The sequence below is a fragment of the Blastopirellula sediminis genome (assembly GCF_020966755.1).
Lineage (GTDB): Bacteria > Planctomycetota > Planctomycetia > Pirellulales > Pirellulaceae > Blastopirellula > Blastopirellula sediminis.
The window spans coordinates 3,307,333-3,331,477 of record NZ_JAJKFT010000010.1 but is presented as its reverse complement, the minus strand read 5'-3'; the positions used below and the strand labels follow the sequence as shown (position 1 = coordinate 3,331,477).

Here is a 24,145-nt window from a genome sequence, read left to right as displayed (position 1 = left end):
CGCAGGCATTCCAGCGTATTGGCGAAACGCCAATCGCGCCGAACTACTCCGACAATTCGGATTCTAGATCCAGTGGTTCGTTCACGGCAATCTGCGTCGACCGCACTCCAATCAGCGCATCATCTTGATCAAGTGATCTGGTGAGCCGCATTCCGAGGCAGTGAAACGCGGCTTCGGCCGAGTAAACGGTCAGCCAAAGAAAGGGCAATATCCGTGCGAGAAACCACACCCATCCCCAGATTTCAATCGTGCGCCATCCGGTCATCAGTCCAATAAACGTGAGATAGCCTCCGATCCATGGAATTGCCACTAGTAACGTTCCGTAAAACGCTCGTCGCCGGTGATTGGGATCGTCGTAAAACGTCGCCCAGCTAAGCAGCGAGACGCAAAGTCCCCACAGTACGAACAACCCGACGAGGCCTGGATATTTTTCGATCGACATCACTTGTAATAAACGCTCGACCGGCGTTCGCCACATCATGATGGCCAGGCTTGTCGCACCGATCGTCGCCAAAATCTCAAAGAGGGAAAATTGTCCCCAACGTCGCCGAGCAATTAGACCTAGCAACCCTCGGAACAGCCCGCTCTCCAAAGCAGTCGACAAAACCAACAACCCAAGTACCCCTCCAAGTCCTTCTTCGCGCTTGATCGGCTGGTCATCCATCCAGTCGAAATAGAAGGACGATAGGGCGACCACCAAAATTCGGACCCAAAGTGGACTTGTTCCTACGCCGCACCACAGCCCTAGCAAAAGGGCCTGGAAATGCGCCGGCGATTCCAAACCAACTTTCGACGCCAACTTCAAAGCGGCGGCTAGATTAAAGAAACAAAACCAACATGCCCCGATAATCCGGCAGGCGAGCCAGAAGCGTCGTTTCGCTCCATTTTCTCTAGCGGCGGGCAGTTCCGCTTCGTCTGGAACGTACGGCGATCCGTTTTGGGAAGCGGAATCTGTCATATGGCGATTGCAAACTAGGACCCATGTTTTCGCCCCCACCATAACCGCCGCTAGCGGCCAGGGAAACGCAAATCCAGAAATCGCTTTCTCACCGCTTTTTCGCTTTCCGATTGAGGCAAGAATTTGACTCTGCTGACCATTGGGCGACAATTTCCTCCTCAATGCGAAAAGTCGCAACCAGCGGCACGCATCGGCATCCAAGCCAGGGTCGGAAGCGACCATTGCGGACCTATCCCCTAAGCCAATTGCAGCCTGCCCCCGGTTCGCGGGATCCGTTTCCCTCTTTTTCGCCCTGTTTGCGGCGTTTCGGCGAGCGCTCGGCAACTTGACAGCAGACCCGCATACCGGTATCCTGACCGGATTGCGACTGACACTAAGTTGTGTGCTTGAAACAGTTTTCGCCTCTTTCACGCAGAAAAGGGGGTGAAAATGACCGGGGAAGTTGCAGGCTGACTCAGCGTGAGACGGCATGGCCGAAGTTAGCTTGAAACGAGTGAGCAAGGCTTACTCCACCAATCACCCGGCGGTTCGCGACTTGGATTTGGAGATCGCCGACGGCGAGTTCCTGGTTTTGGTAGGTCCCAGTGGGTGCGGAAAGAGCACCACGCTGCGAATGATCGCCGGACTAGAGGACGCGACCAGCGGCGAAATCTGGATCGGCGGCCAAGACGTCACTCACGTGGCGCCGAAAAACCGCGACGTCGCAATGGTGTTCCAGAACTACGCTTTGTACCCGCACATGACGGCGTACAAAAACATGGCGTTTGGCCTGGAGCTCCGCTACGGCGGCAACTGGCTAGAGCGGCTGGTGCGACGGATCGTCCGTCCGCAAGCGGCGGCTGAGTTGGAAACCCGTCGGCGGGAGATTCCGCAGCGAATTGAGCGTACGGCCCAGACCTTGGGCATCGCCAAATTGCTGTCGCGTCTGCCGAAAGAGTTGTCTGGAGGCGAGCGGCAACGCGTCGCCTTGGGACGAGCGATCGTTCGCGATCCGCAGCTGTTTTTGTTCGACGAACCGTTGTCGAACCTGGACGCCAAGTTGCGGGTCGAAATGCGACGAGAGCTGAAACAACTGCATCGCCAGTTATCGGCCACCATGGTTTACGTGACCCACGATCAAGTGGAAGCGTTGACCCTGGGGGATCGAATCGCGGTGATGAAGGATGGAGTGATTCAACAGGCGGCGGCGCCAATGGAGGCCTACCGCAACCCCGCGAATCGCTTTGTCGCGAGCTTCCTCGGCTCTCCGCCGATGAACCTGATTCGCGGCCAGATCGAGCGATCTGACTCGCAAATCCGATTCGTCGGCGGCGGGCTGTCGATTGACATAACGCAAGCGGGTTTCGACCCGGCAGTACTGGACCACCAAGAAGTCGAACTGGGCGTGCGACCGGAAGATGTCGCCCTGTTCGCAGATGAGGCTCCCGAGCGATTGGCCGATCTCGGCTTGATCGACGCAGGCAAAGCCGAAATCAGCATGGTCGAGTCGCTGGGGGATGCGGAACTGCTGCATTGTCGATTGGCCGGCTCGACGCAAGAATTGGTTGTGAAGGCGGATGCTCGGATCGGGACCCCTCGGGGAACCATCCAGTTGGCCGTTTCGCCGGAACAGCTTCATTTGTTCGCTGGGGATACTGGTCGCAACTTGCGATTAGCCGCAGCGAAGTAAACCCGATTTTTTCCAGAAACCGGGGCTCGTCGTTTTCGTCGACTCTTTTTTTAAAGAGACGGCCAAGGCGGAGGGTGTCGGTTATTTGGTTTTTGGTCCTAGGTCTCCGACGAGTTGAGACCGACTAAACGCCAATTTCGGTGAAGGTGAAGGAAACATGAACCCGTCCGAGGTATTGCGGATCGTTGACGCGATTCACCGCGACAAGAATATCGACAAAGAGGTCGTATTCCAGGCGATTGAATCGGCCCTGGTGTCCGCTACGCGCAAGTACCACTCGGAAGATTCGGAGGTGGTGATCAACATCGACCGTCAGGACGGCTCGATCTCGGGTCACATTGACGGCATTGCGGTCGATCCGGAAGAAACGGTCGGTCGCATCGGCGCTCAAACCGCCAAACAGGTGATCATCCAGAAGATTCGGGAAGCCGAACGCGACTCGCTGCACGACGAATACGACGAAATGGTTGGCCAAATGGTCAACGGTACGGTCCATCGCGCCGAAGGGGGCGCGGCGATCGTCGCGTTGGGGAACGTCGAAGCGATTTTGCCGCGATCGGAACAGATTCCGGGCGAATCGTTCCACGCCAACGACCGCGTACGTGCGATCGTCTTGGAAGTGCGGAAGCAAGGGAGCCGCGTCAAAGTGGTTCTGAGCCGCGCCAACAAGAAGTTCGTGCAGCGTCTGTTCGAGCAGGAAATTCCTGAAATCTCGGACAACGTCATCGAAATCAAGAACATCAGCCGCGAACCGGGCTACCGCAGCAAGGTCGCCGTCGACAGCAGCGATCAGCGCGTCGACTGCGTCGGCGCGTGCGTCGGCGTCCGCGGCAATCGCATTAAGAACATCGTCGACGAATTGTCGGGCGAACGGATTGATATCGTTCGCTGGACCGATGATCCGGAGACGCTGATCCCCAACGCGCTGCAGCCGGCCGAAGTGGAAGAAGTGATCCTCTGCAAGATGATGGGACGCGCGATCGTCCTGGTGCGGGAAGATCAACTTTCGCTGGCGATCGGCCGCCGCGGACAGAACGTCCGTCTGGCGAGCAAGCTGTGCGGATGGGATATTGAAATCATGCTCCGCGAAGAGCTTGAAGAGCAAATTGACCGTGCGGTGACCGGCTTCATGCAAATTGAAGGGATCACCGACAGCGTCGCCGAACAACTGGTCGGCGAAGGCTTTTTGTCGTACGACGACCTTTCGGTGATCGAATCCGACGCCTTGATGGCGATGGGCACGTACACCGAAGACGAGGTCGATCGGATTCGCGACGAAGCGGAAACTCGCGGCATGGAAGCGGAACGGGCGCTCGAAAACGAACGCCGCCGCAACCGCTCAGACCAACAAAATCCTGGCTCAGCGCCCAACAGCGCTCCGCCGGCGACTCCGCCTGCAGACGATGACGCTCCTTCGGGAGATGCGTCGTAGCCCCGGCTACGACGTACGACAGTCATGTCGCAGGACGATACCAAGACATATGACCGTCGCCTTGTCGGCGACGGAAGCGTAACGCCACGGCTCTTTGAAGGTTGCCCAAAGAGCTACTCCACTAGCGGAGAATAAGGGATGACATAAGCGGTAACCGGAAGCCCGGCACGAAATCGTTCGACCGGCAATGACAGGAAGGCCAAAGTGCCCATACGTATCTACGCGTTAGCGAAAGAGCTCGATATCGACAGCAAAGAGCTGGTCGAAATCTGCAATCGCGCCGGCGTCACTGGCAAGGGCTCTGCGCTCGCCAGTTTGACCGACGAAGAGCTCGAGAAAGTCAAGTCTTACATCTCCGGCGGCGGTAAGAAGCAAGATCGCAAGCCGAAGGCGGCCAGCGACTCGAAGGAACCGGCGATCGAACAGCCGATCCGCGAGGAACGCCCCGTCCAGACCGGCCGCCCGAAAGAGATTCGCACCATTCGCTCCGGCAACGCTCCGTTGGCCGTCCATGGTCGCACCGCGCGACCTGCCGACGCCGGCGTTGAGGAACTGCCGGAAGAAGAGCTGAGCGTCGAAATGCCGGCCGCCGAAGCTCCCGCCGTCGAGTCGACCGAAGCTCCGGCTGCGTCGCAACCGACGATGGTGGAACCGGCCGAATTCGAAGCTCCGGAAGCGACTCCTGCGGGCGCAGAAGATTCGAGCGAAATCAACGCGATTCGCCGCGACGACTACATCGCTCCCGGCGGCGGCGCTCGCGGCAAAGTCCGTGTGCTCGGCGGCGGTCGTGGCCCGGAACCGGGCGAAGCCGGTGGCAAACGCGAAGCGAACAAGCCGAAGCAGGTCGCGCCGACCACCCGCGTGAAGTTCGCCAAGATGCCGACTCCGGCCGCTCCGCCGACTCCACAAGCGAAGAAGGGTGGCGAACCGGCTCCGCAAAAGCCGATCATGCAGCTGCCGAAGGCCGCCATCCAAGGCGCCAAGGCGGGCCAGAAGGCGCCGCTGGAAGAGTTCACTAAGCAGCACGAGAAGAAGCGGAAGGACAAAGAACGTCGGCCCGTCGATATCTCGCCAGTTGATACGGAAGAGGGAGGCGATTCGGGAGATCGCCGCCGCACCACCAAGTCGAAGGGCCTGGCCGCGATGGCCGGAGGTCGCGAAGCTCGCGCCGCCGGTCGCCGCACCAAGAAGCCAAGCGACATGGACTCGGATTCCGGCGATCGGATGCGTCGTCGCTCGCGGGCGAAGATGCAGCGCAAGGGGGTCAATACCGCCGCGCCGCGCAAGTCCAACGTCGAACTCGAACTGCCGTGCACGATCCGCGATTTCTCGGAAGCGACCGGCATCGCCACCATCAAGATCCTGCGGACCTTGATGACGCTCGGCACGATGGCCAACATCAACACGGTCATCGAAACCGAAACCGCCGAATACCTGGCCGCCGAACATGGCGTCGAAATCAATCTGAAGGAAGCTTTGTCGATTGAAGACGAAGTGATCACCAAGATTGAGGAGACCGAAGACGATCCCGATTCGCTGGTGGAACGTCCGCCGGTCGTCACCTTCCTGGGTCACGTCGACCACGGGAAGACGTCGCTCATGGACAAGATCATCGGCCAGAACGTCGTGTCGGGCGAAGCGGGGGGCATTACCCAGCACATCCGCGCTTACATCATCGACAAGGGCGAAAAGAAGATCGCGTTCGTCGATACGCCGGGTCACGAAGCGTTTACCGCGATGCGTGCTCGCGGCGCCAACGTGACCGACATCGCAGTGCTGATCATCGCGGCCGACGACGGCATCATGCCGCAGACCGAAGAAGCGATCAGCCACGCGAAGGCGGCCGAAGTGCCGATCATCGTCGCACTCAACAAGATCGACCTGCCGGGCGCCAACCCCGACAAGGTGATGCAGCAACTTTCGACGCATGGCCTGTTGCCGACCGAATGGGGCGGCGACGTCGAAGTGGTCAAAACCAGCGCCATTACTGGCGAAGGTATCGACGCCCTGTTGGAAACGATCTTGCTGACGGCCGAACTGCACGAATACTCGGCGAACCCGAATCGCCCGGCGGTCGGCGTCTGCTTGGAATCGGAACAGGAATCGGATCGCGGCGTGTTGGCCAAGATCATCGTTAAGAACGGTACCTTGCGAGTCGGCGACGTCATCGTCTGCGGCGATACGTTTGGCCGCGTCAAAGCGATGTACGACACGCTCAACCCGCGTAAGCGTCTGACCGAAGCGCCGACTTCGACGCCGGTCAACATTACCGGTCTCGACCAGGCGCCCGGCGCCGGCGACAAGTTCTACGTGCTGGACGACATCGCCCAGGCGCGTGAAATCGCTGGCCTGCGCGCCGATCGCAATCGCAGCGAATCGCTTGGCGTTCATACCGTCAAGATTTCGTTCGACGAGTTCCAGAAACGGCTCGAATCGGGCACCTTGGGCGGAAATGACGCGGTCACCACGCTCAACATCATCGTGCGTGCCGATACGCGAGGCTCGATCGAAGCTCTCCAAAAGGAGATGCAGAAACTCGATCACCCCGAAGTCAAAGTTCGCGTGCTGCAAGCCGCGGTTGGCGCCGTCTCGGTGGCCGACGTGACGTTGGCCGAAGCGTCGGACGCGGTGATCATCGCGTTCAACGTGATCCCCGACGAAGCGGCTCGCTCGATGGCGGACGACAAGGGAATCGAAATTCGTCGCTACAACATCATTTACAAAGCGACGGAAGAGATCAAATCCTTGCTCGAAGGCCGCTTGAAGCCGGAAGAGCGAATCAACGAACTCGGTCGCGCCCTGGTGCAACGCGTCTTCGTGGTCAGCCGACTCGGCTCGATCGCCGGTTGCCGCGTGCTGGGCGGAACGATCGAACGCGGCTGCCGCATTCGCGTCAATCGCGACGGTCGTACGATCGGCGACTATCCGCTTGAATCGCTCAAGCGTGAAAAGGATGACGCCAAAGAAGTCCGCGAAGGCTACGAATGCGGTATGAAACTGCAAGGCTTCAACGACATCAAGGAAGGGGACATCCTGGAAGCGTACAAGGTCGAAGAGATCGCTCGTACGCTCGACTAGTCAACCTGTCGAGCGGCGCCGTCGGGGCGCCGCTCGACTTTATTACTTTCGGAGCTTAGCGCTCCGCACGGCCCGCGCAGCGAATGAAGACCTGATTTCGCTGCGCCGTCGCTTAGGCCGCGACGAGGGTCGCTCGCCGGATTTTAAACATGAGTTCACGCCGTCTATTAAAAGCCGCTTCGGCTATTCGCGAAGTCGTCAGCATGGCGATCCTGACCGAGCTGCGCAATCCGCGCGTCTCCGGCGTCACGGTCACCGGCGTCGAAATGTCCCCTGACATGCGCCAAGCCAAGGTGCACGTTTCGATCATGGGGAGCGAACAGAAGCAAGCCGAGTGCCTCGAAGCGCTGCAGCGTTCGGCCGGCTTCCTCCAAGCCAAGATCAACGACCGAATCGAAACTCGCTATACGCCGAAGCTCGAATTCGTCATCGACAAAGGGGTCAAGCACTCGATCGAGGTGGCCCGCATCTTGCGCGACGTGCTGCCGAAGGAAGAGGAGCCGGAAGACGAAGAGAGCGACGACGAGTCGACCGAGCCTCAGGAATAAGCGACTTCTACACACGCAGGCGTTCGCCTTAGAAACACACCACGGGAGCATACGACGTAATCGCCATGGCCGCTACCAACCGCGCCGGTCTCATCACCGCCAGCCACAAAGTCGTAAAGAAACATTACACGCCGGCCGAAGCTGATTCTCGGCCGCTGCTCGAGCAGTTGGCGTTTGCGGCGCTGCTGGAGAACTCCCCGCGAGCCGCCGCCGAGCAATGCTTCAGCGTGCTGGTCAACAACTACTACGACTGGAACGAAGTCCGCGTTACCTCGCTGGTCGAACTGTCGGAAGTCTGCGCCAAACTGCCGCAGCCGGAAGCTTCGGCCGCCAAGTTGAAGTCGATCCTGCAAAACGTCTTTGAATCGCTCTACACGTTCGACCTGGAAAGCCTGAAAAAGCTGAACCAGGGAAAAGCGATCAAGCAGATCGAACGCTTCAACGGCGTATCGCAGTTCGTCGTCGGCTACGTCACGCAGAACGCTCTCGGCGGACATGCCGTTCCGACCGACGACGCGCTGGTCGAACTGATGCGGGTCCTCGGTATCATCACCGACGCCGAAGCGAAGAAGAACAGCGTCCCCGGCGTCGAACGGGCCATCCCGAAGACCAAGGGAGTCGAGTACAGCTCGCTGATTCACGAGTTGGCGGTTGAGTTCATGGCCAACCCGTACTCCAAGAAGGTCCGTGACCACATCCTGGAGATCGCGCCAGACGCCAAGACTCGCTTCCCCAAGCGCCCGACCGCCAAGGAAGAAGCGGCCGCCGAAGCTGCTGCAGTCGAAAAAGCCGAAGCCAAAGCGGCCAAGATCGCCGCCAAAAAGGCTGCGGCGGAGAAGCCCCCCAAGCCTGCGGCCGCCAAGCCGACGAAAAAAGCGGCCAAGAAGAAGGCCGCCCCCGCCGAAAAGAAGGCGCCCGAGAAGAAAGCCGCCGAAAAGCCCGCCAAAGCGGCCGAAAAGAAGCCGGCGGAAAAGAAGGCTGCCGAGAAAAAGCCGGTCAAGAAAAAGGTCGCCAAAAAATCGACCGGCGCCATCAAACGGAAGCCGAAGTAATCGCAATTGGTCGGCTACGGCAGGATGGTCTAGAATAGAGGAGCAGGGCAGGGCCCATTCTCTTTCGACGATTCAAACTGCAGTTGGCATGACACGCACGCTACTACTTGGCTTGGCGCTACTGGGAATCTGCTCGCACGCGCTGACCTCCAGCGCTCAAACGCTGCCGACGGAGCTTCCGCCGGTGCTCGTTCCTCGTCAGCAGCCGACCGAAGCGGACGCCAATCGGACCGCGACGGAAGCGCTGCTGATCGAAGGGCGGATGCTTCAGCAGCGGGAGAAACTCTCCGCCGCCCAGCGCCGCTTCCAGCGGGCCCATCGCTTGGCCCCTGAATCGGAGGCGATCCTGCAAGCGATCGTGGAGGTCGCCTTCTCTCAGAAGCGGATGGAAGAAGGCTCGCGATACGCTTTGCTGCTGGTCGATCGCCAGGAAGACGCCTCGGACGACTTTCTCTCCCTGATGGGAGCGTACGCTGTCGAAAGCGGCGATCTGGCCCGCGGGGCTCGACTTTACGAACGCGCCGTCCTAGGACTCGCCGAGCGAAAAGCGAATTCGCAGTTGATGGCGACTCGGCTTCGTCTCCTCGATCTTTACACCAAACTGGACGACGCTCCCCGCGCCGCTGAGCAAGCGACTGCGATCCAAGCGTTGATCGACCAGAAACTTCCTGAGGTCGACACGATCATGTCGGCCAACGGCGGACAAAGCGGGATGACGATTCGCCGCGCGATCGGCGAGGCCTTTCTCAGCAGCGGCGATTACGAAGCGGCGGAAGAGCAATTTCGTGCCGCCATCGGTGACGCCGAACCGGAACAGCTCGACTTGCAGTTGGCCCGCATTGACCTGGCCGCCGATCGTCTTGCTGCGGCCGAAGAGCGCGTTCAGCGGGTGATCGCCGCCAAACGGGACATCGCCGCCGGCGAGCTTCCTTATCGCTTGCTCCAACAGATCTGGACCAAGCAAGGGTCGTCCGCAGCGGAAGTTCGCCAGCGTCTGCTCCAAGAACTAACGCCGCAATCCGAGGCGAACCCCGACGACGCGGCCCTCGCCTATTTCCTGGCGAACCTGCAACTGGAGGAAGAGCACTGGGACCAGGCGATCGCCCTGATTCAGCCCCATCTCGAAAAATCTCCCCGCCGCACCGTCTACCCAATGCTGACGCTCGCCTATTGGAAGACGCACAACTGGGACGCGCTGCTCAACACGCTCAGTACCGTCGCCGAACGAAACCGCAACCTTTCGTCGCTGCAACCGGAACTGGAGCAGATCGCCGCCGATGACGTCGCTGTCGATGCGCTGGTCGCCGCGGCCGAGAAGCGGCGCGAGTCGGACGCGGGCGTCACTCTGCCGACGGCGCTCGCCATCGCCCAGATTCGTCACTTGCGTGATCAGTCGGAAGAGGCGCTGAAGTGGCTTGATGTCGCGTCGCAGATCGATCCGGTCTCCGCGGCGCCATCGCAGATTGACTTCGCTCTGGCCTGGATGGTCGCCAAGAAGTATGACCTGGGCGAAAAGGCGCTCCGCACCGCATCGGCCGCCAAGATGCCGAAGCCGGGACGCGCCGCGACGTACGACTACCTCGCCGCGCTGTTGGCGATGGAAGATCGCTACGACGAGGCGCTCGCCGCTTCGCGCAAAGCGATCGCCCTCGACTCCTCTTCCGCCGCTTTGGCAAGTCGCGTTCCCTGGATCTTGTTCTACGCCGATCGAAAAGAAGAAGCCGATCGGAGCTATCGTCGCCTCTTGGCGCAGTTCGACAACAATCGGGAAGACGCCCCGACCCGCCAAGTGCTGCGACAAGCTCGGCTGATGCTCTCCTCCCTGGCCAAGGACGATGAGCAGCGGGAAGAGTGGCTTGAACAGATTTTGGATGAATTCCCGGAAGATGTCGGCGCGATGAACGACCTCGCCTATCTGTGGGCCGACGGAGGCCGCAATCTGGGCCGAGCGACGCTGATGCTCGAACAGGCGGTCGACGCCGAACCGGAAAACGCCGCCTACCGCGATAGCCTTGGCTGGGCCTATTTCCGCCAAGGCCGCTACGATCAAGCGATCGGCCAACTGCAACAAGCGGTCGCCAAGATCAATGAGCCTGATCCGGTGCTGCTAGAGCACTTGGGAGACGCTCTCTCCGCCGCGGGTCGCGAAGGAGAAGCGGTCGACGCGTGGAAAGAAGCGGTTACGCTGCTGACCGAGGAAGCGGACGCCGACAAACGAGCGTCGCTGGAAGCGAAGATCAACGCGACGCCGGCCGTGAAGAAATAGCCGGCGCCAACCAAACGCCGCTACTGCTTCAGCGTTTCGCGAACCATCTCCGACTCCCACGCTGGATAGGATTTTGTCTTCTGGAGCGCTTCGTCGTTGACCTGCACGCCCCACTGCACGAAGTAAGGCCCCAGATCCTTGTTCGTCGCTTTCGACATCCGGATCATAAAGTCGCTGGCGCGGTCGACGTCCGACTTCAGATGCTGATCGAGCGGCAGCCGGCGGTATTCGCGGAAGACCTGCTGGAACGGTTCCCAGCCAAGCTCGGTTTCCAGAATCGTGTAGAAGGCGAGCCGCTCGAACAACTCTCCCTTCACCGTCATCCAGCTTCGCTCCGCCAGCGGCTTGCTGAGATACTTGCGAGCGTCGGCAATCGCTTTCTCCCGTGTTCCACGGTCCGGCACGCTGCCGTTCACTTTGGTCAGCGAGTAGATGGCGAAGATATTGACCGTCACTTCGCCGCAGCCTTGGTAGGTCCACGAGCGATGCTGGTGCAAGTGCCCCAGTTCGTGCCCCATCCCCCAGCCTGGCTCTCCTTTCAGGATGTCGCTGGCCCAGCCGTAAGGAACGTTGATCGGGTAGCTGGCGAACGCGGCCCCAGCGTTAATGTGCGGTTCGATCAGCACGCGATGCGGGAACGGCTTCGTTTTTGGACGTCCCGAAAGCTCGCTCATCGCGTCGATCACCTGATCCCATTTGTTCATCATCAGATCAGGCGTATCAAACTCACGCACGAAATGGGACGGGATCATGAAGATCACCTTGCCGCTGCCGATCTCGGCGTAGGGCGCCGGATAGTTGCGAATCTGAGCACGCCACTCGCCGACGTTCGTCACGCCGTGCACGTAACGAGGCGCCTGAATGACGTTGGTCATTTGCACCGTGCAAAGCTGCGGGGCAGGGGGATCGTAGCTGTCGACCAGGTTATAGATGTCGCTATCGCGGCCAAGGTACTCCTTCGCTTTCGGCAGCGGGAGTTCGATGTAGATCAAGCCGCCAAACGACGAAGCGATCGGCGTCGTCCCTTTGCTCAAATCGTAGACGCGATCGATATCGGGAAAACGTTTGAGCGTCAGATGCTTCGGCGCGTCGATCGTCGTCGAGTTGCAGCCGATCCGAACCTTCCATCCTGCGCCGACGAATTCTTCCGGAATCGTCACGCGGATCACCACGCCCGGCGGAGCGTACAGCCCGGTGCTTTGCCAGCGATAGGCATTGACGTTGATTTCGCAATTGTGAGTCGCAAACCGAATCTGCGATTCGATGGCGCCAGGAAAGAGATCGGCCGACGGGTGCTTCTGTAGCTTCGCAGGAGGAAGTACCTGACCGGCGAGTTCTCCCTCGTAGATCGCCCGCAGGCTGACCAGCGTGTTGTCCAGCACCTTCAAATGGTTCTTGCGATCAGGACCGATCTTCGCGGCCGGCGCTTCGCGGAGCTTTTCGATCAGGTCGGTCATTTCCTTGCTCGACGGCGTGCTTCGTTTCGCTTCGGCAATCAGCGCCTTCTTCACGGCAAGAAACTCTTCAGCCGTCAGTTTTTCGTCCCGCGTCGCTTTTTGCAACGTCGGCGTCAGCTTTTCATTGGCGTTGGCGGCCAAAGTAGAACTGGTCAATCCATGACAACAAAGAAGGGCCGCAAGGAGCCCGGCGAATCGCAGCATGAGAGAATCGTCACCCGAGAAATGGTCGCAGGAGGGAAGCGCGTCGACGCAACGTCGACTTGCATCATGACAAAGGGCTCCCCTCGATTCAATCGATTTGCGGCTAGTACATTCAGCCAGAGGTAGGAAAGCGAAGGATCGCTGACGAATTTGAACAAGCCCGCGCAAAAAAATTTCGAGGCGTTTTATCGCCTCGAAATTCGCTTTCAACATTCGCCACACAAGCGCGAACAGAAGAGAAGTCGCAACTACTTCGACTCTTCCGGCGCCGGCGTTTCGGTCGCAGGTTCGGCCGGCTTTTCTGCGCTCGGCGCTTCCGCTTTTGGCGCATCAGCGGCAGGCTTCTCTTCGGCCGGAGTTTCGCTCTTCGGCGCTTCCTCGCTCTTCGGCTTTTCCTCGGCCGGTTTCTCCGGCGTGTCAGCCGGCTTACCTGCGTCGGCGGGCTTCGCCTCTTCTGCGGCCGGCTTCGTCGCTGGCTGCATCGACTGGACCGGCGGCTGGGTCACCGGCGGCTTGGCGGCGCCCGGCAAACCTTGCAACATCAGCGGCACGCCTGATTGATTCGGCTTCGGACCGGCTGCGGCGCCGGCCGGCGATTCGATCAGTCTCTCTTTCGACAGCATGATCTTCTGATACTGTTCGTTCGGAATGACGTAGTACCAGTCGGCGAATCGTGAATTCATTTCAAAGACCTTCCGCATCGCGGCGTTCTCTTTTTCGCGATAGGCGTCCAAGGCGCGATCGTTGGCCAGCTTGATCGCGGCGATTTCTTCCGCGAGTTTCTTCACATCGACGCCGTCCCCTTCTTTCAACTCGGGAACCGCGGTCATCTCCGGCGCTCCCAAAGCGGCGCGATCGAGTTCGACCTGAATCATCAGGAAGCGTCGCGTTCCGTCGGCGCCCCCATCCTGCTCCTTACCGAAGAGCAAGCGATACTTCACGGCGTCTCTCGTATGGATGCTGATTTCGCCGCTGTCGCCGATCAATTTCATCGGCTTCGTCCCGTACGGCAAGAAACCGTTCAGGATCAGCGTATCAAGCCCTTCGTTGTTGAACTGTCCTTCCACCTTCAGGTTTTCGGCCAGGCCGGCCGGTTTCTTCACGACGTCGACCAGTTGCAACTCGTCGAGCGCGGTGCGAACGGCGGTCAGGGCGTTTTCGTTCAGTTTTTCGCCGGGACCGAGTTCAGCCGGAGCGAGTCGCCCGTTCTGCGGCAGCTGGAAGCTGCTGAGGGTCCACTTGTTGTCGATATCGCTGTAGTCGACGACCGCTTCCATCCGATCAGCGCGGTCGATGCGTGCGGAGCCGTTCCCTTGCAAGAGGGCGGCGCTGTAATCGCCAAACGTCATTTGGGTGACGTCAAACGGATTCAGCTCGAGCAGATCGCTGTCGATCCACTTTTTGAACTCGATCGGAAACGCTTCTGGATTGAGCTCGACGACGTAGATGCGATCGCGACTCGGGATGCGAACGTAACGAATCGCCGGTTGCGACGCATCCTGCTTGCCGATGATCAACTCGGCGAGCGGCTTCTTGCTCGAGTCGGCGATCACCACCAACTCGCCGACGCCGCTATCGGTAATGTCGAGCGTCTCAACGTCCGGCTTCACCAGACCAAACTCGGCCAGTTGGCTCGGAAGCGCGTCGAACGCGTCGATCACCTTCAAGTCGATCAGCGCCGTCGCGGCAGCACGAACTTGCTCCGACGCGTCGGCCGGATAGCCCCCTTCCGACGTAACGATCCAGCCGGTCGGGCTGTCTTCGAGCGTCAACGTGTTGAGCGTGACGATTTCGCTGTCGTACTTCGTGATCGAGAGGTTCGCCGCTTGATCCGGATTGGTGAATTCCGGGAAGAGGGGCTTGCCGACTTCATCTTGCGGATTGCTGGGCGCCAAGACCGGCCGCGAAGCGATCGCTCCGATCGTAAACAGCGTGGCGATTCCCACAAAAATCGACGTTTTAACAAGTTCGTTCATCGCTTCTGACTCCCCAGACGGGACGTTCGGCGCTAGTGAATGAAATAGGATTGGCGAATAAAGTTCGTACGTGTCCGCTTACTTGACGATGCGGTCTTTCGACAGCCCTTCGCGTTCCTTGATGCGACGGATGACGAAGACGATCAAGCCGACCAGGATCGGCGGAATCGGCGGCAGTACGACGGCGAACATCTTGAAGGTGTTCTGCGTCTTCAGCACCTGGCGATCGAGATCGCGCTGGATCTGCTGTTGCTTCTCTTGCAACTCCTTCGAGATCCGTTCGGCTTCGACTTGCAGCTTGCGATTGGCGACCGACTCTTGTTCGCGAACCCGCGTCGACAGTTTGGTCAGCTCGATCTGATCTTCCGCGGTCAGCGTCTGCGTCGCCTGTTTTTGCTGCAACTTGGCGATCAGGTCCTGCAACTCTTCGACCGGCTTGTTAATTTCTTCTTCTTTCGCTTTTCGCTCCGCTTCAAACGCGGTCTTGGCCGCTTCTTCTTCGCGCGTGCTTTCTTCGACCGCATTCTTGGTCATCGTGTCGACCATCGTCAGACGGGCCAAGCGAGGATTCTTGCCGCGGATCGTGGTAAAGCGTTCGTCGCCGGCCAGGTTGTCGAGCAAATTCAAAACGAAGTTCGTATTGTCGAGGCTCAACTCCACCTGGTCGTTCTTTTCCGACTGAAGGCTCACGAACGCGCTGTGCAGCAAGTCGATGTCGGCGACCATCGCCACGCGAATCGGCGTCGCTTTGGCGTTCGCATCTGGCTTCTTGTTCGGGTCGGCGAGCTTATCAACTTCGCTGGCCGGAATGCCTTCGATCAACGCGGCGAGCGTGTATTGTTCGCCGGTCAGAACGTGTCCGCCCCCTTGGTTATTGGCGCGCCGCAGCAGACCGTCCAAGGTGACCGTACCGGTCAGCGTGCCGGTCCGGATCAGCGGGGTGAAGGTCATCGACTGCGGAAAATCTTTGCTGCGAATAACGGCGCCCGGCAGAACGAAGAGGACTTCGTTCAGGTTCTGCGTGACGTCGATGTCGGCATTGAGGGTCGGCAACGCCTCCTCGGAACCAGGAGCGTACTTGTCGACGAAGACCCACTCCGGCGTAATCTGTCCGCCGCCTATTCGCAATTTTGGATGCGGGTTGTAGTTCTGCCAGATGACGTCGGCGTTGAAATACTGATCGGTAATCAGCTGCTGGCCGCTCAGCGTGATGCCCAGCAGTCTCCAGAGCTGACGAATGTCCGCTTTCGGGGGCGGCGGTTGTTGTCGACCGAACATCCCGCTGCCGAGCGGAGCTTTCGGTTGATAGATCGGCGGCGCCTGGTTCATCGCGAGCGGGACCGGGTCGTCAAAGATCGCGGTCGGAACGCCGGCCTTGATCGCCGTCATCAGGTTGTCCAACTGCGGCTGCGTTAGACTAGAAGGCTGAACCGCCACTAGCACGTCGAACTTGGTCGGATCGATCGGTTCGTTCGGATCGACTTCGTCGACGTCGTATTGCTTTTCAAGTTCGTCAACGATCCGCTGCTTCGCCACATTCTGGAAACCGCCGAACGGACTGTTCGGGTCAGGGCGAACGCCGCCAAAGAGCATCGCGTCGGTCGTCAACACGCCGATTCGCTTGCGCTGTTGATCGGTCACGGTGCTGATCGAGCGGACCAGTTCATATTCAACCGGAATACGGTTGCCGAAGAACGGAATGACCACTTTCTCCAAACCGCGCTGAACGGCGGCGCCGAGGATGATCTCCTTCGCCTGCATGATGCCGCGGGTTTCACCCATCACCGGAACCGGCATGATGCCGTATTGTTCGCGAGCCTTTTCGGCCAATTCGCTGAACGGCTCCAGGTCGTTGTAGATGAAGACGTCCATCTTGGCGCCGCTGGCGCCGCGGAATTCGTTCAGGTAGTTGATCAGATCGCTCTTCGTTTCGGCGTACGACTCCGGCACGTCGGCGCTGATGAACGCTTCGATACGGACCGGTTCGTCCGATTCGAGGTTGCGAATCAGCTTCATCGTTTGCGGCGAAATCGAGCTGGTCTTACCGGCGGTCGCGTCCCAGCGCTGATCGTGCAGCACGAAGAACAAGGTCGCCGAGCTGGCGATCACGACCAGCGAGATTGTCCGCAGCATGTAGTGCCCCAGCAGCGACTCCCCATCTTTGCCGCCCAGCCAGTGACGGCGGCCGATCAGCACCATGCTGAGATAAACGCCGAAGACGGTCAGCATGATGAAGTAGACGAGCGACGACAAACTGACGACGCCGCGGCCGAAGTCGTCAAACTGGCGGCCGATGCTCGCCTGGCTGAAGAACTGAATCCACCCGGCGCCGGTAACGAACGCGTCGGCGTATTGCAGCATCACGAACGGGGCGTTGATCAACACCCCCATCACAAAGCCGAGCGTCAGGTTGTTGGTCAAAAACGACGCGACCATACCGAGCGAGATCATCGCCAGGCCGATAAACCAGTAGCCGATGTAGGTCGTCAGGAATAGGCCGATGTCCATATCCCCTTCGGACAACGCGTTCAGCACCAGGAAGTTGCAGAACTGCGAGAAAAGGAGCGAGACGCTGAAGACCGCAACCGCCGCGAGGTACTTGCCCATCACGATGTCAAAGTCGGTCGCCGGCAGCGTCAGCAGCAGTTCATCCGTCCCTTGCCGACGTTCATCGGCCCACAGACCCATCGTGATCGCCGGGATGAAGATCAACATGATCAGCGCGATGTTTTGATTCAGCTGGGCGAGGTTCGCCAGGTTGGCGTTGAAGAACTCGTGCGGCCAGAACGCGGCCATCGAGGTCAACAGCACGAAGATCGCCAGAAAGACGTAGCCGGTCGGGTTGCTGAAGTACGATTTGAAGTTTCGCTTCATCACCGCGTAGGCGGCCTGCTTGACTAACAGCAGCGGAATCATCGCGACGAAGAAGGCGCCCGCGAAGATCAGGTCGAAGCAGACCAGCGTAATTGCGTTTATCCAAGCCATGATTGCGTCAATGCGTTGGGGAAAGTCGTGAGCTTTGCCAGGTGGATGTGCGGAATAACTAGCGGCGGTTAGCCAGTGACCGAGGTGAGCGCGTTCACACCCTTGGTCATGCGATAGAAGGCGTCGTCGAGCGATTCGCCCGGCTGCTTCATCCCGTCGATCGCTCCGTCGTAGATCAAACGTCCTTCGTTGATCACGATCGCTCGCGTCGCCAGAGCGTCGACTTCTTGGAAAATGTGCGTCGACAACAGAATCGTCTTCGATTCGCCCAAGCGACGAATCATCTCGCGGACGCCGCGGATCTGATTGGGATCGAGACCGGAGGTCGGTTCGTCCAGGATCAAGACTTCCGGCTCATGCAAAATCGCCTGGGCCATGCCGACGCGCTGTTTGTAACCTTTCGACAACTTGCTGATCGGCTTGTGGAGCACCGTGTGCAAGTTACAGAGATCGACGACCGCTTCGATCCGCTCTTTCCGCTGCGCCGGGTTCAAGCCGCGAGCTTCGCCAAAGAACATCAGCAAGCTGTAGGGAGTCGCGTCCGGATACAGAGGACCATTTTCGGGCAAATAGCCGAGCATCGCCGAGCCCCGCAACCGATCGGTCATCATGTTATGACCGGCGATCTTGGCGACCCCTTCGCTGGGCGCAAGATACCCAGTCAGCAGTTTCATCGTGGTGCTCTTACCGGCGCCGTTGGGGCCGAGAAACGCCACCACTTCGCCGCGATACACCTTGAAGGAAACGTCGCGCGAGGCGGCGAAAATTCCATAGAACTTCGAGAGGCGGTCCGCCTCGATCATCGGGGTTCCGCTCGATTCTGCCATACTTGCCAACCGTCGTTCGTGAATCGATGAAGAATAGGTGAGGAATTGATTCGCCTTACGTCCGGCGCGAATCGCAATAAGCTGCGGACGTGCGCCTGCGTAAACGGCGTAGTTTAATTCAAATCGGCGTTTGCTAAAACTCCAGCAACCTCGATCGGAACCAAGGTTTAACCGGAAGTTACGAAATGAATTGCATCGACAAGGGAAGAGGAGGGGGTCAACTGATAGGATAGGTGAGATGGCGATTCCAATGCGCATCATCGGTCTGCGGGTAGTCCATGCGCAGATGAACCCCGCGCGATTCGCGCCGGGCCAACGCCGATTGCGCGATCGCGCGAGCTACGAGCAGCATATTTTGCAGCTCCCAGCCCGCGGGATGGTCGAATTGATGCAGCGAAACGTATCCGCTCCACGAGTCGATCATGTCGACCGCTTCGGCCAATCCCGCCTCATCGCGGCGGACGCCTGCGGATCGCCACATCAAACTGGTGAGCGAATTCCGGATATCTTCCAAATCGAGCGGCTCGCTGGGAGGCAACTGCGGGTTTTCGAGATTCAGCGCAGTAAACCTGTCCGGCATCTTGAGCGCCTTGTCGGAGGCGCCCCGGCCGCTTCTTTTTCCATATACGAGCCCCTCCAGCAAACTGTTCGACGCTAAACGATTGGCGCCGTGTAAACCGCTGGAAGTCACTTCGCCGGCGGCCCATAGGCCCGGCAAGGTGGTCCGCCCGTCCACATCGACCTTCACCCCGCCGATCATGTAATGGGCGCCCGGCCGGACCGGGACGCGGTCCTTGGTGATGTCGATCCCGAACTTGGCGCAGGCCTGGGCGATCCCTGGAAACCGCCGACGGACGAAATCGGCGTCGAGATGGCTCAGGCTCAAAAAGACGCACGGCGACTTGGTCCGCTCCATCTGCGAGACGATCGCCTGGGAGACGACGTCGCGCGGCGCGAGTTCTCCCCGCGGATCGTATTCGGCCATAAAGCGGTTGCCGCTCCGATCGACCAGGTAGGCGCCTTCGCCGCGGATCGCTTCGGTAATCAAGCTGCGTCCACTACCGGCGATGTAAAGGACGGTCGGGTGGAACTGCATGAACTCCATATCGCGCAGCTGCGCTCCAGCCCGAATCGCTAGTGCGAGACCGTCGCCGGTGGCGACTTTCGGGTTGGTCGACTCGCGATAGATCTGGCCGACGCCGCCGGTCGCCAGGATCGTTTGCTTCGCCCAGATCAGGGTCCGCCCATGCTTTTGATCGGAAGCGAGAGCGCCGCGGCATTCTCCTTCGTGCGTGATCAAGTCGAGCGTGAACTCGTTCTGCCAGATCTGGATGTTCTCATGGCTCCGGACGCGTTCGACAACGGCCCGAATCACTTCCCGTCCAGTCGCATCTCCCATTGCGTGGACGATCCGAGAGCGGCCATGTCCTCCTTCGCGTCCCAGGGCCAGGTGCCCATCTTCTTCGTCAAAGGCGGTTCCCCACTCGATCAGTTCACGAATGCAATCGGGCCCTTCGCGAACGACCATGTCGACAACGGCCGGATCGCAAAGCGAACCGCCGGCGGTGATCGTGTCGGCGACATGATCTTCGTAGCGGTCTTCTTCGTCCAGAACGCCGGCAATGCCCCCCTGGGCGTAGTTGCTGTTCGATTCCAGGACTTTGTCCTTGGTCACGATCAGCACCGAGAGGGAAGGATCGACTTCGAGCGCCGCACGCAGGCCGGCGATGCCGCCGCCGAGCACCAGGACGTCGGTGAAGTAATGAGAGACCCGCTTCGGATGAAACGGCACAAGGTAGCGAGGCGTCGATGTCGTCATGCAGCACAGCCGCAGACGTCGTGAACGCGCCGGCGGTTTTTGATCAGGGTGAATGGATTAGCGAGGCGCCTGCTTGGCGGAGCCTTTGAGGTATGCCTTGTATTGTTCCAGAAAAGCGGCTGGAGGTCGCGACCGGTTGACATCGGCGGCGCCCCCTTGTTGGGCGGAGCTTGAATCGGCGCGACGCATCCGATCTTGCCCCGGCGTCAGCCCCAGACTGCGGAGCGCCTCTTCCATTTCCTGTTTGGCGTCGCTTCCTTCCGGCGCCGTCTCGGCCGCTTGCTTCATCGACTTCCAGCGCTGCATGAACTCGCGGAACTGCTCTTTCGACCAGCCAAGCTTGTTCAGTAGCTCTTGATCAGGCTCTTTCTGGTCATGTTCGAGCTTGTCGAGAACCATGTCGGTCGCCTTACGGGCGTAGTCGAGATTCGCCTCATCGGCGCCTCGTTCCGGACCGCCGGCGTCGGGCGAAGCGTTTTGCTGACCTGGCAAACCGCCCCCTCCGGTCGGATTGCCCGAGCCGAATTTGTTCGACTCGCCATTCCCTTCGGCCTTCTGGTCGGTCTGCTTGTTCGGCTGGTCGGGCATGCCGCCGCCCGACTTATCGCCGCCACCCTTGTTGTCGCGACCGCTTCCTTCTCCCTTTTCTTCGCCGGGAGCGCCGGTCTGACGATCGGTCTTCTGCTGATCTCCACCTTTGGAGCCAACTTCGCCGTCGCCTCGCTGCTCGGAAGCGGAGGCTCCTTTGTCTGCAGCGCTTGTTTCGCCGGCGGAGTCATGACCATGCTGTTTGGCGGATTGGCCGCCGCCGGCGCCGCCCGCGCCAGATCGATCGCCGTCGGTTTCTCCCGACTTGTTGTCGCTCTGCTTGCCGTCTTCGTGATCCCCCACGGCACTCTTGGGACCTTTATTGCCCGGCTTTTCGCCGCCGTCCGGCTCATTCTCTTTCATCGTCGGGGAGTTTTTGACTTCGTCCGGCGAAGAGGGGCTTCCCTGGTCGTCTTCAGCGCCCGGTTTTCCGGCGCCTGACGGCCCAGCGTCGCCGGCGCCGTTATCGTTCTTCCGTTCTTCTCCCTTCGGATCAGAATTCCCTTCGGTCTCGACGTGACCACCCTTCATCGATTCGCCGCCAGCTTCATCCCCTTGCTGGTCTTTCGTTTCGCCGTCACCTTGCTCTCGGCCGGCCTGCTGGTCTTCCGCTTTGGATCCGGCTGACTTGGCGCCACCGCTCTGACGCGAGTTATCGGCGGCCGAATCGGGGCCCGATTGCGACGGATTTTGCTCGCCACCTTTTTCCGGGGTGCGATTCTCCATCGCTTCGTGCTGGCGATCTTTTTCTTCGGTTCCACGCTGCTCCGAGGGACCACCTTCCGACTTCTCGCCGGGAAGGGCGCTCTCTTGTTCGCCGCTCTTTTCGCCGCCGCCGTCCTGCTGGTCTTTTTGTTCTAGGTACTGCTTGATCCGCTCAAAGGCGTCGCCATCTTCGGCGCCGTCGGCCGAGAGGGGCTTCGGCTGAACTTGCTGGTTCGGCTGCTGGCCTCCTTGTCGCTGCTGGGCGCCTTGCATGTCCCCTTGCTGGTTGGGATCGCCGTTTTGTTGCTGCGGAGCGCCTTGCTGATCCTGTCCGCCGCCACCTTGTTGTTGCTGCTGCCCACCTTTTTGATTCTGGGCGCCGCCGGCTTGTTGCTCACCACCTTTTTGATTTTGGCCGCCCGGTTGCTGCTGCATGCCACCTTGCTGTTTCTGATCGCCGCCGGCTTGCTGCTGACCTCCCTGTTGGTTTTGGTCGCCCCCTTGCTGCTGTTGGCCACCCTGTTGGCCTTTCTCGCCACCTTGCTGTTGCTGGCCTCCTTGCTGGCCTTGCTCACCCCCTTGTTGCTGCTGGCCTCCTTGCTGCCCCTTTTCGCCACCTTGTTGTTGGTCGCCCCCTTGCTGGCCTTTTTCTCCGCCTTGCTGTTGTTGGCCACCTTGTTGTTTTTGATCGCCATTCTGCGGCTGTTCGCCACCTTGTTGGCCATCGTTCATCTTCTCGCCCCCTTGCTGACCATCCTGGCCCTTCTGTTGGCCATCTTGTTTCTGGTCGCCATTTTTCGGGGGAATCTGCTTCTCGGCGCCTTGTTCCGGTTCGATGATTTCAATCGTCAGCGAGCGGGAAGTGGAGACGTTTGGCGTCGGCCGTCCAGTCGAATCGGTTCGGTTATCTTCGGCCAGCGCGTAAACGACCACCTCGTCTCCGACGTTCAGCTTTTGCTCGCTGGGAACGAAGCGGTAGGTCTCGATCACGTTGCCGGTCGTCGCTTGCTTGAGCAGCGGAGCGCGGAACTTTTCCTTGCCGTCGATTTCGCCGATCACCGTCAATTGACGGACAGCGTAGTCAGGATCGATCGCGCGATATTCCAGCGCGGCGCCGCCGTTCGCAGGAACGCGAATCCTTTCGCCAGCCGGACGCAGCAGTTCGACCTCGGGCGAAAGGTCGCGGATCACTTCGATCGGGTAAGCGACTGGATAGGGATTGAGATCGCCGTCGGTCGTCTTGAAGCGAAGCTGATAGCGGCGGTGCTTCGGCGTGGTCTCGACCTTCTTCGGATCGTCGGCCGCGGGCTGACGGATCAATTCGATCACGAACGTACCGGTCGCGGTCGTCGGATCATCCGTGCTGACCGTCATCTTGGACCGTTTGATGCTGGCGTAATCGCCAGAGTCGGGATCGAACTCGATGAACGCATCTTCCATCGGCAGGTTCGAAGCCGCTTTGACGGTGACGCGCGTTCCTTCTAACGCCTTGACGGCGCCGTCGCGCTCTTGCGTGACCGGCGCGTCGCCAGTGTAGGCGGGATAGTCGTAGCGAATGTCGACCACTTCGATCGACGGGGCAGGGGCCGCAGTGATGCCGTAGTCACGCGTCTTCGCATCGCCCGCTTTGATGTAATAGGCGAGGTTGTGTTGAATTCCTTTTCCTTCCGGCGCGATCACGCCGCGAAAGTAGAGCCCGCTTTCGTCCGGCTCGAGCGCGACCAGTTGATCGACGATGCGGCGATCTTCGGTCGAGTAAAAGAGTTCGACTCGCTCGTCATCGTCGATGTTGTAAACCTTCACCGCGACTTCGACGGTTTGCCCCTGATAGACCTTTGTATCGCCCGGCAAGACTTCGACGATGTCGACGCGCGACGGACGTGCGATATCGGCCCACGGGGAGATCACGCGCTGTACGGTGGCGATCGGATCTTTCGGCGAAGCGATCTTGTAAACCACAAACGCCAGCGCCACCGCTGCGAAAACGTAACCGATACGAATCGCCTTCGAGAAATCGACCGTCGTTTCGGCCGCGTACTCTTTCAAGTCGGACGCCGCTCGCTGCTGCACCGTCTCCATCACGGCGCGATGGACCGGCGTCGATTCCTGTTTCAGGAACAACAAGTTGATCAGGCCGTTCTTCAAGTCGGGATGACCTTGCTCAATCATCCGAGCGGCGTAGATCGGGCTGATCGATCGCCACAACAGCGGCAGGATGGTCGACCACACGAAATAGCCTGCACTTCCCAGGAAGAAGGCGAGGGCTGCAAGTCGGAGCGGAAAGCTGAGATCGAGCACCCAGTGATCGAGCACCGCTAAGAGCAACAAGAACGCGATCGTGCCCGCTGCGAACAACATGCAGGCCGCCGCCAACTCCGCAATTTTCAACTGCCAACGGGTCTTGCGCAGCTTCTTCTGGATCAGTCGATCGTCGTTGATCTGACCAGGAAGCGATTCGATAATGGAAGAGTCGCTGGTATCAGTCGCCATGGCACGCCGGGGGAAGAGCGGTAACTTCTTGCGTTACCGTGTTTTATATCGCGCCGACGCCAAAACGTCAGCTAAAAAGCGGAGTGGTTCC

The 24,145-nt window shown here is 59.7% G+C and carries 13 protein-coding genes; 6 read left to right on the top strand and 7 right to left on the bottom strand.

The window, feature by feature from the left end; genetic code table 11:
* Positions 1–43: 43 nt before the first annotated feature.
* A complete protein-coding gene (locus LOC68_RS25170; protein WP_230224143.1) occupies positions 44–1,180 on the bottom strand; it encodes a hypothetical protein in 1,137 nt (378 codons plus the stop codon).
* Positions 1,181–1,427: 247 nt separating this feature from the next.
* Between LOC68_RS25170 and LOC68_RS25165 the strand changes: the two genes are divergently transcribed.
* From LOC68_RS25165 to LOC68_RS25140, 6 genes are all read left to right on the top strand, one after another.
* Positions 1,428–2,627, top strand: a complete 1,200-nt coding sequence (locus LOC68_RS25165; protein WP_230224141.1) for an ABC transporter ATP-binding protein — start codon at positions 1,428–1,430, stop codon at positions 2,625–2,627.
* A 157-nt stretch (positions 2,628–2,784) separates the two neighbouring features.
* Positions 2,785–4,059 (top strand): transcription termination factor NusA, encoded by a 1,275-nt coding sequence (gene nusA / locus LOC68_RS25160; RefSeq protein ID WP_230224139.1) that lies wholly within the window; start codon positions 2,785–2,787, stop codon positions 4,057–4,059.
* A 204-nt stretch (positions 4,060–4,263) separates the two neighbouring features.
* Complete coding sequence (infB, locus tag LOC68_RS25155) at positions 4,264–7,137, top strand: translation initiation factor IF-2 (protein ID WP_230224137.1); 2,874 nt, start codon at positions 4,264–4,266, stop codon at positions 7,135–7,137.
* Positions 7,138–7,286: 149 nt separating this feature from the next.
* Positions 7,287–7,685 (top strand): 30S ribosome-binding factor RbfA, encoded by a 399-nt coding sequence (rbfA, locus tag LOC68_RS25150; protein WP_230224135.1) that lies wholly within the window; start codon positions 7,287–7,289, stop codon positions 7,683–7,685.
* Between the two features lie 65 nt (positions 7,686–7,750).
* Entirely contained in the window at positions 7,751–8,737 is a 987-nt protein-coding gene (locus LOC68_RS25145) for a hypothetical protein (protein ID WP_230224133.1), read from the top strand.
* Between the two features lie 88 nt (positions 8,738–8,825).
* The gene (locus LOC68_RS25140; RefSeq protein ID WP_230224131.1) at positions 8,826–11,003 is read left to right on the top strand and encodes a tetratricopeptide repeat protein; all 2,178 of its coding nucleotides are present in this window, start codon (positions 8,826–8,828) and stop codon (positions 11,001–11,003) included.
* 20 nt (positions 11,004–11,023) lie between these two features.
* Here the strand turns inward: LOC68_RS25140 and LOC68_RS25135 are convergent, their stop codons facing one another.
* The 6 genes from LOC68_RS25135 to LOC68_RS25110 form a co-directional block, all read right to left on the bottom strand.
* Positions 11,024–12,664 carry a M60 family metallopeptidase gene (locus tag LOC68_RS25135; protein WP_230224123.1) on the bottom strand — a complete coding sequence of 547 codons (1,641 nt, stop codon included), beginning with the start codon at positions 12,662–12,664 and terminating at the stop codon, positions 11,024–11,026.
* Between the two features lie 248 nt (positions 12,665–12,912).
* The gene (locus LOC68_RS25130) at positions 12,913–14,640 is read right to left on the bottom strand and encodes a DUF4340 domain-containing protein (protein ID WP_230224114.1); all 1,728 of its coding nucleotides are present in this window, start codon (positions 14,638–14,640) and stop codon (positions 12,913–12,915) included.
* 78 nt (positions 14,641–14,718) lie between these two features.
* Positions 14,719–17,625: a Gldg family protein gene (locus LOC68_RS25125; protein WP_230224112.1), complete on the bottom strand. Its 2,907-nt coding sequence runs from the start codon at positions 17,623–17,625 to the stop codon at positions 14,719–14,721.
* Between the two features lie 68 nt (positions 17,626–17,693).
* The gene (locus LOC68_RS25120) at positions 17,694–18,428 is read right to left on the bottom strand and encodes an ABC transporter ATP-binding protein (RefSeq protein ID WP_230224110.1); all 735 of its coding nucleotides are present in this window, start codon (positions 18,426–18,428) and stop codon (positions 17,694–17,696) included.
* Positions 18,429–18,669: 241 nt separating this feature from the next.
* A complete protein-coding gene (gene nadB, locus LOC68_RS25115) occupies positions 18,670–20,271 on the bottom strand; it encodes an L-aspartate oxidase (protein WP_230224108.1) in 1,602 nt (533 codons plus the stop codon).
* Positions 20,272–20,328: 57 nt separating this feature from the next.
* Positions 20,329–24,054: a DUF4175 family protein gene (locus LOC68_RS25110; RefSeq protein ID WP_230224105.1), complete on the bottom strand. Its 3,726-nt coding sequence runs from the start codon at positions 24,052–24,054 to the stop codon at positions 20,329–20,331.
* Positions 24,055–24,145: the final 91 nt, after the last annotated feature.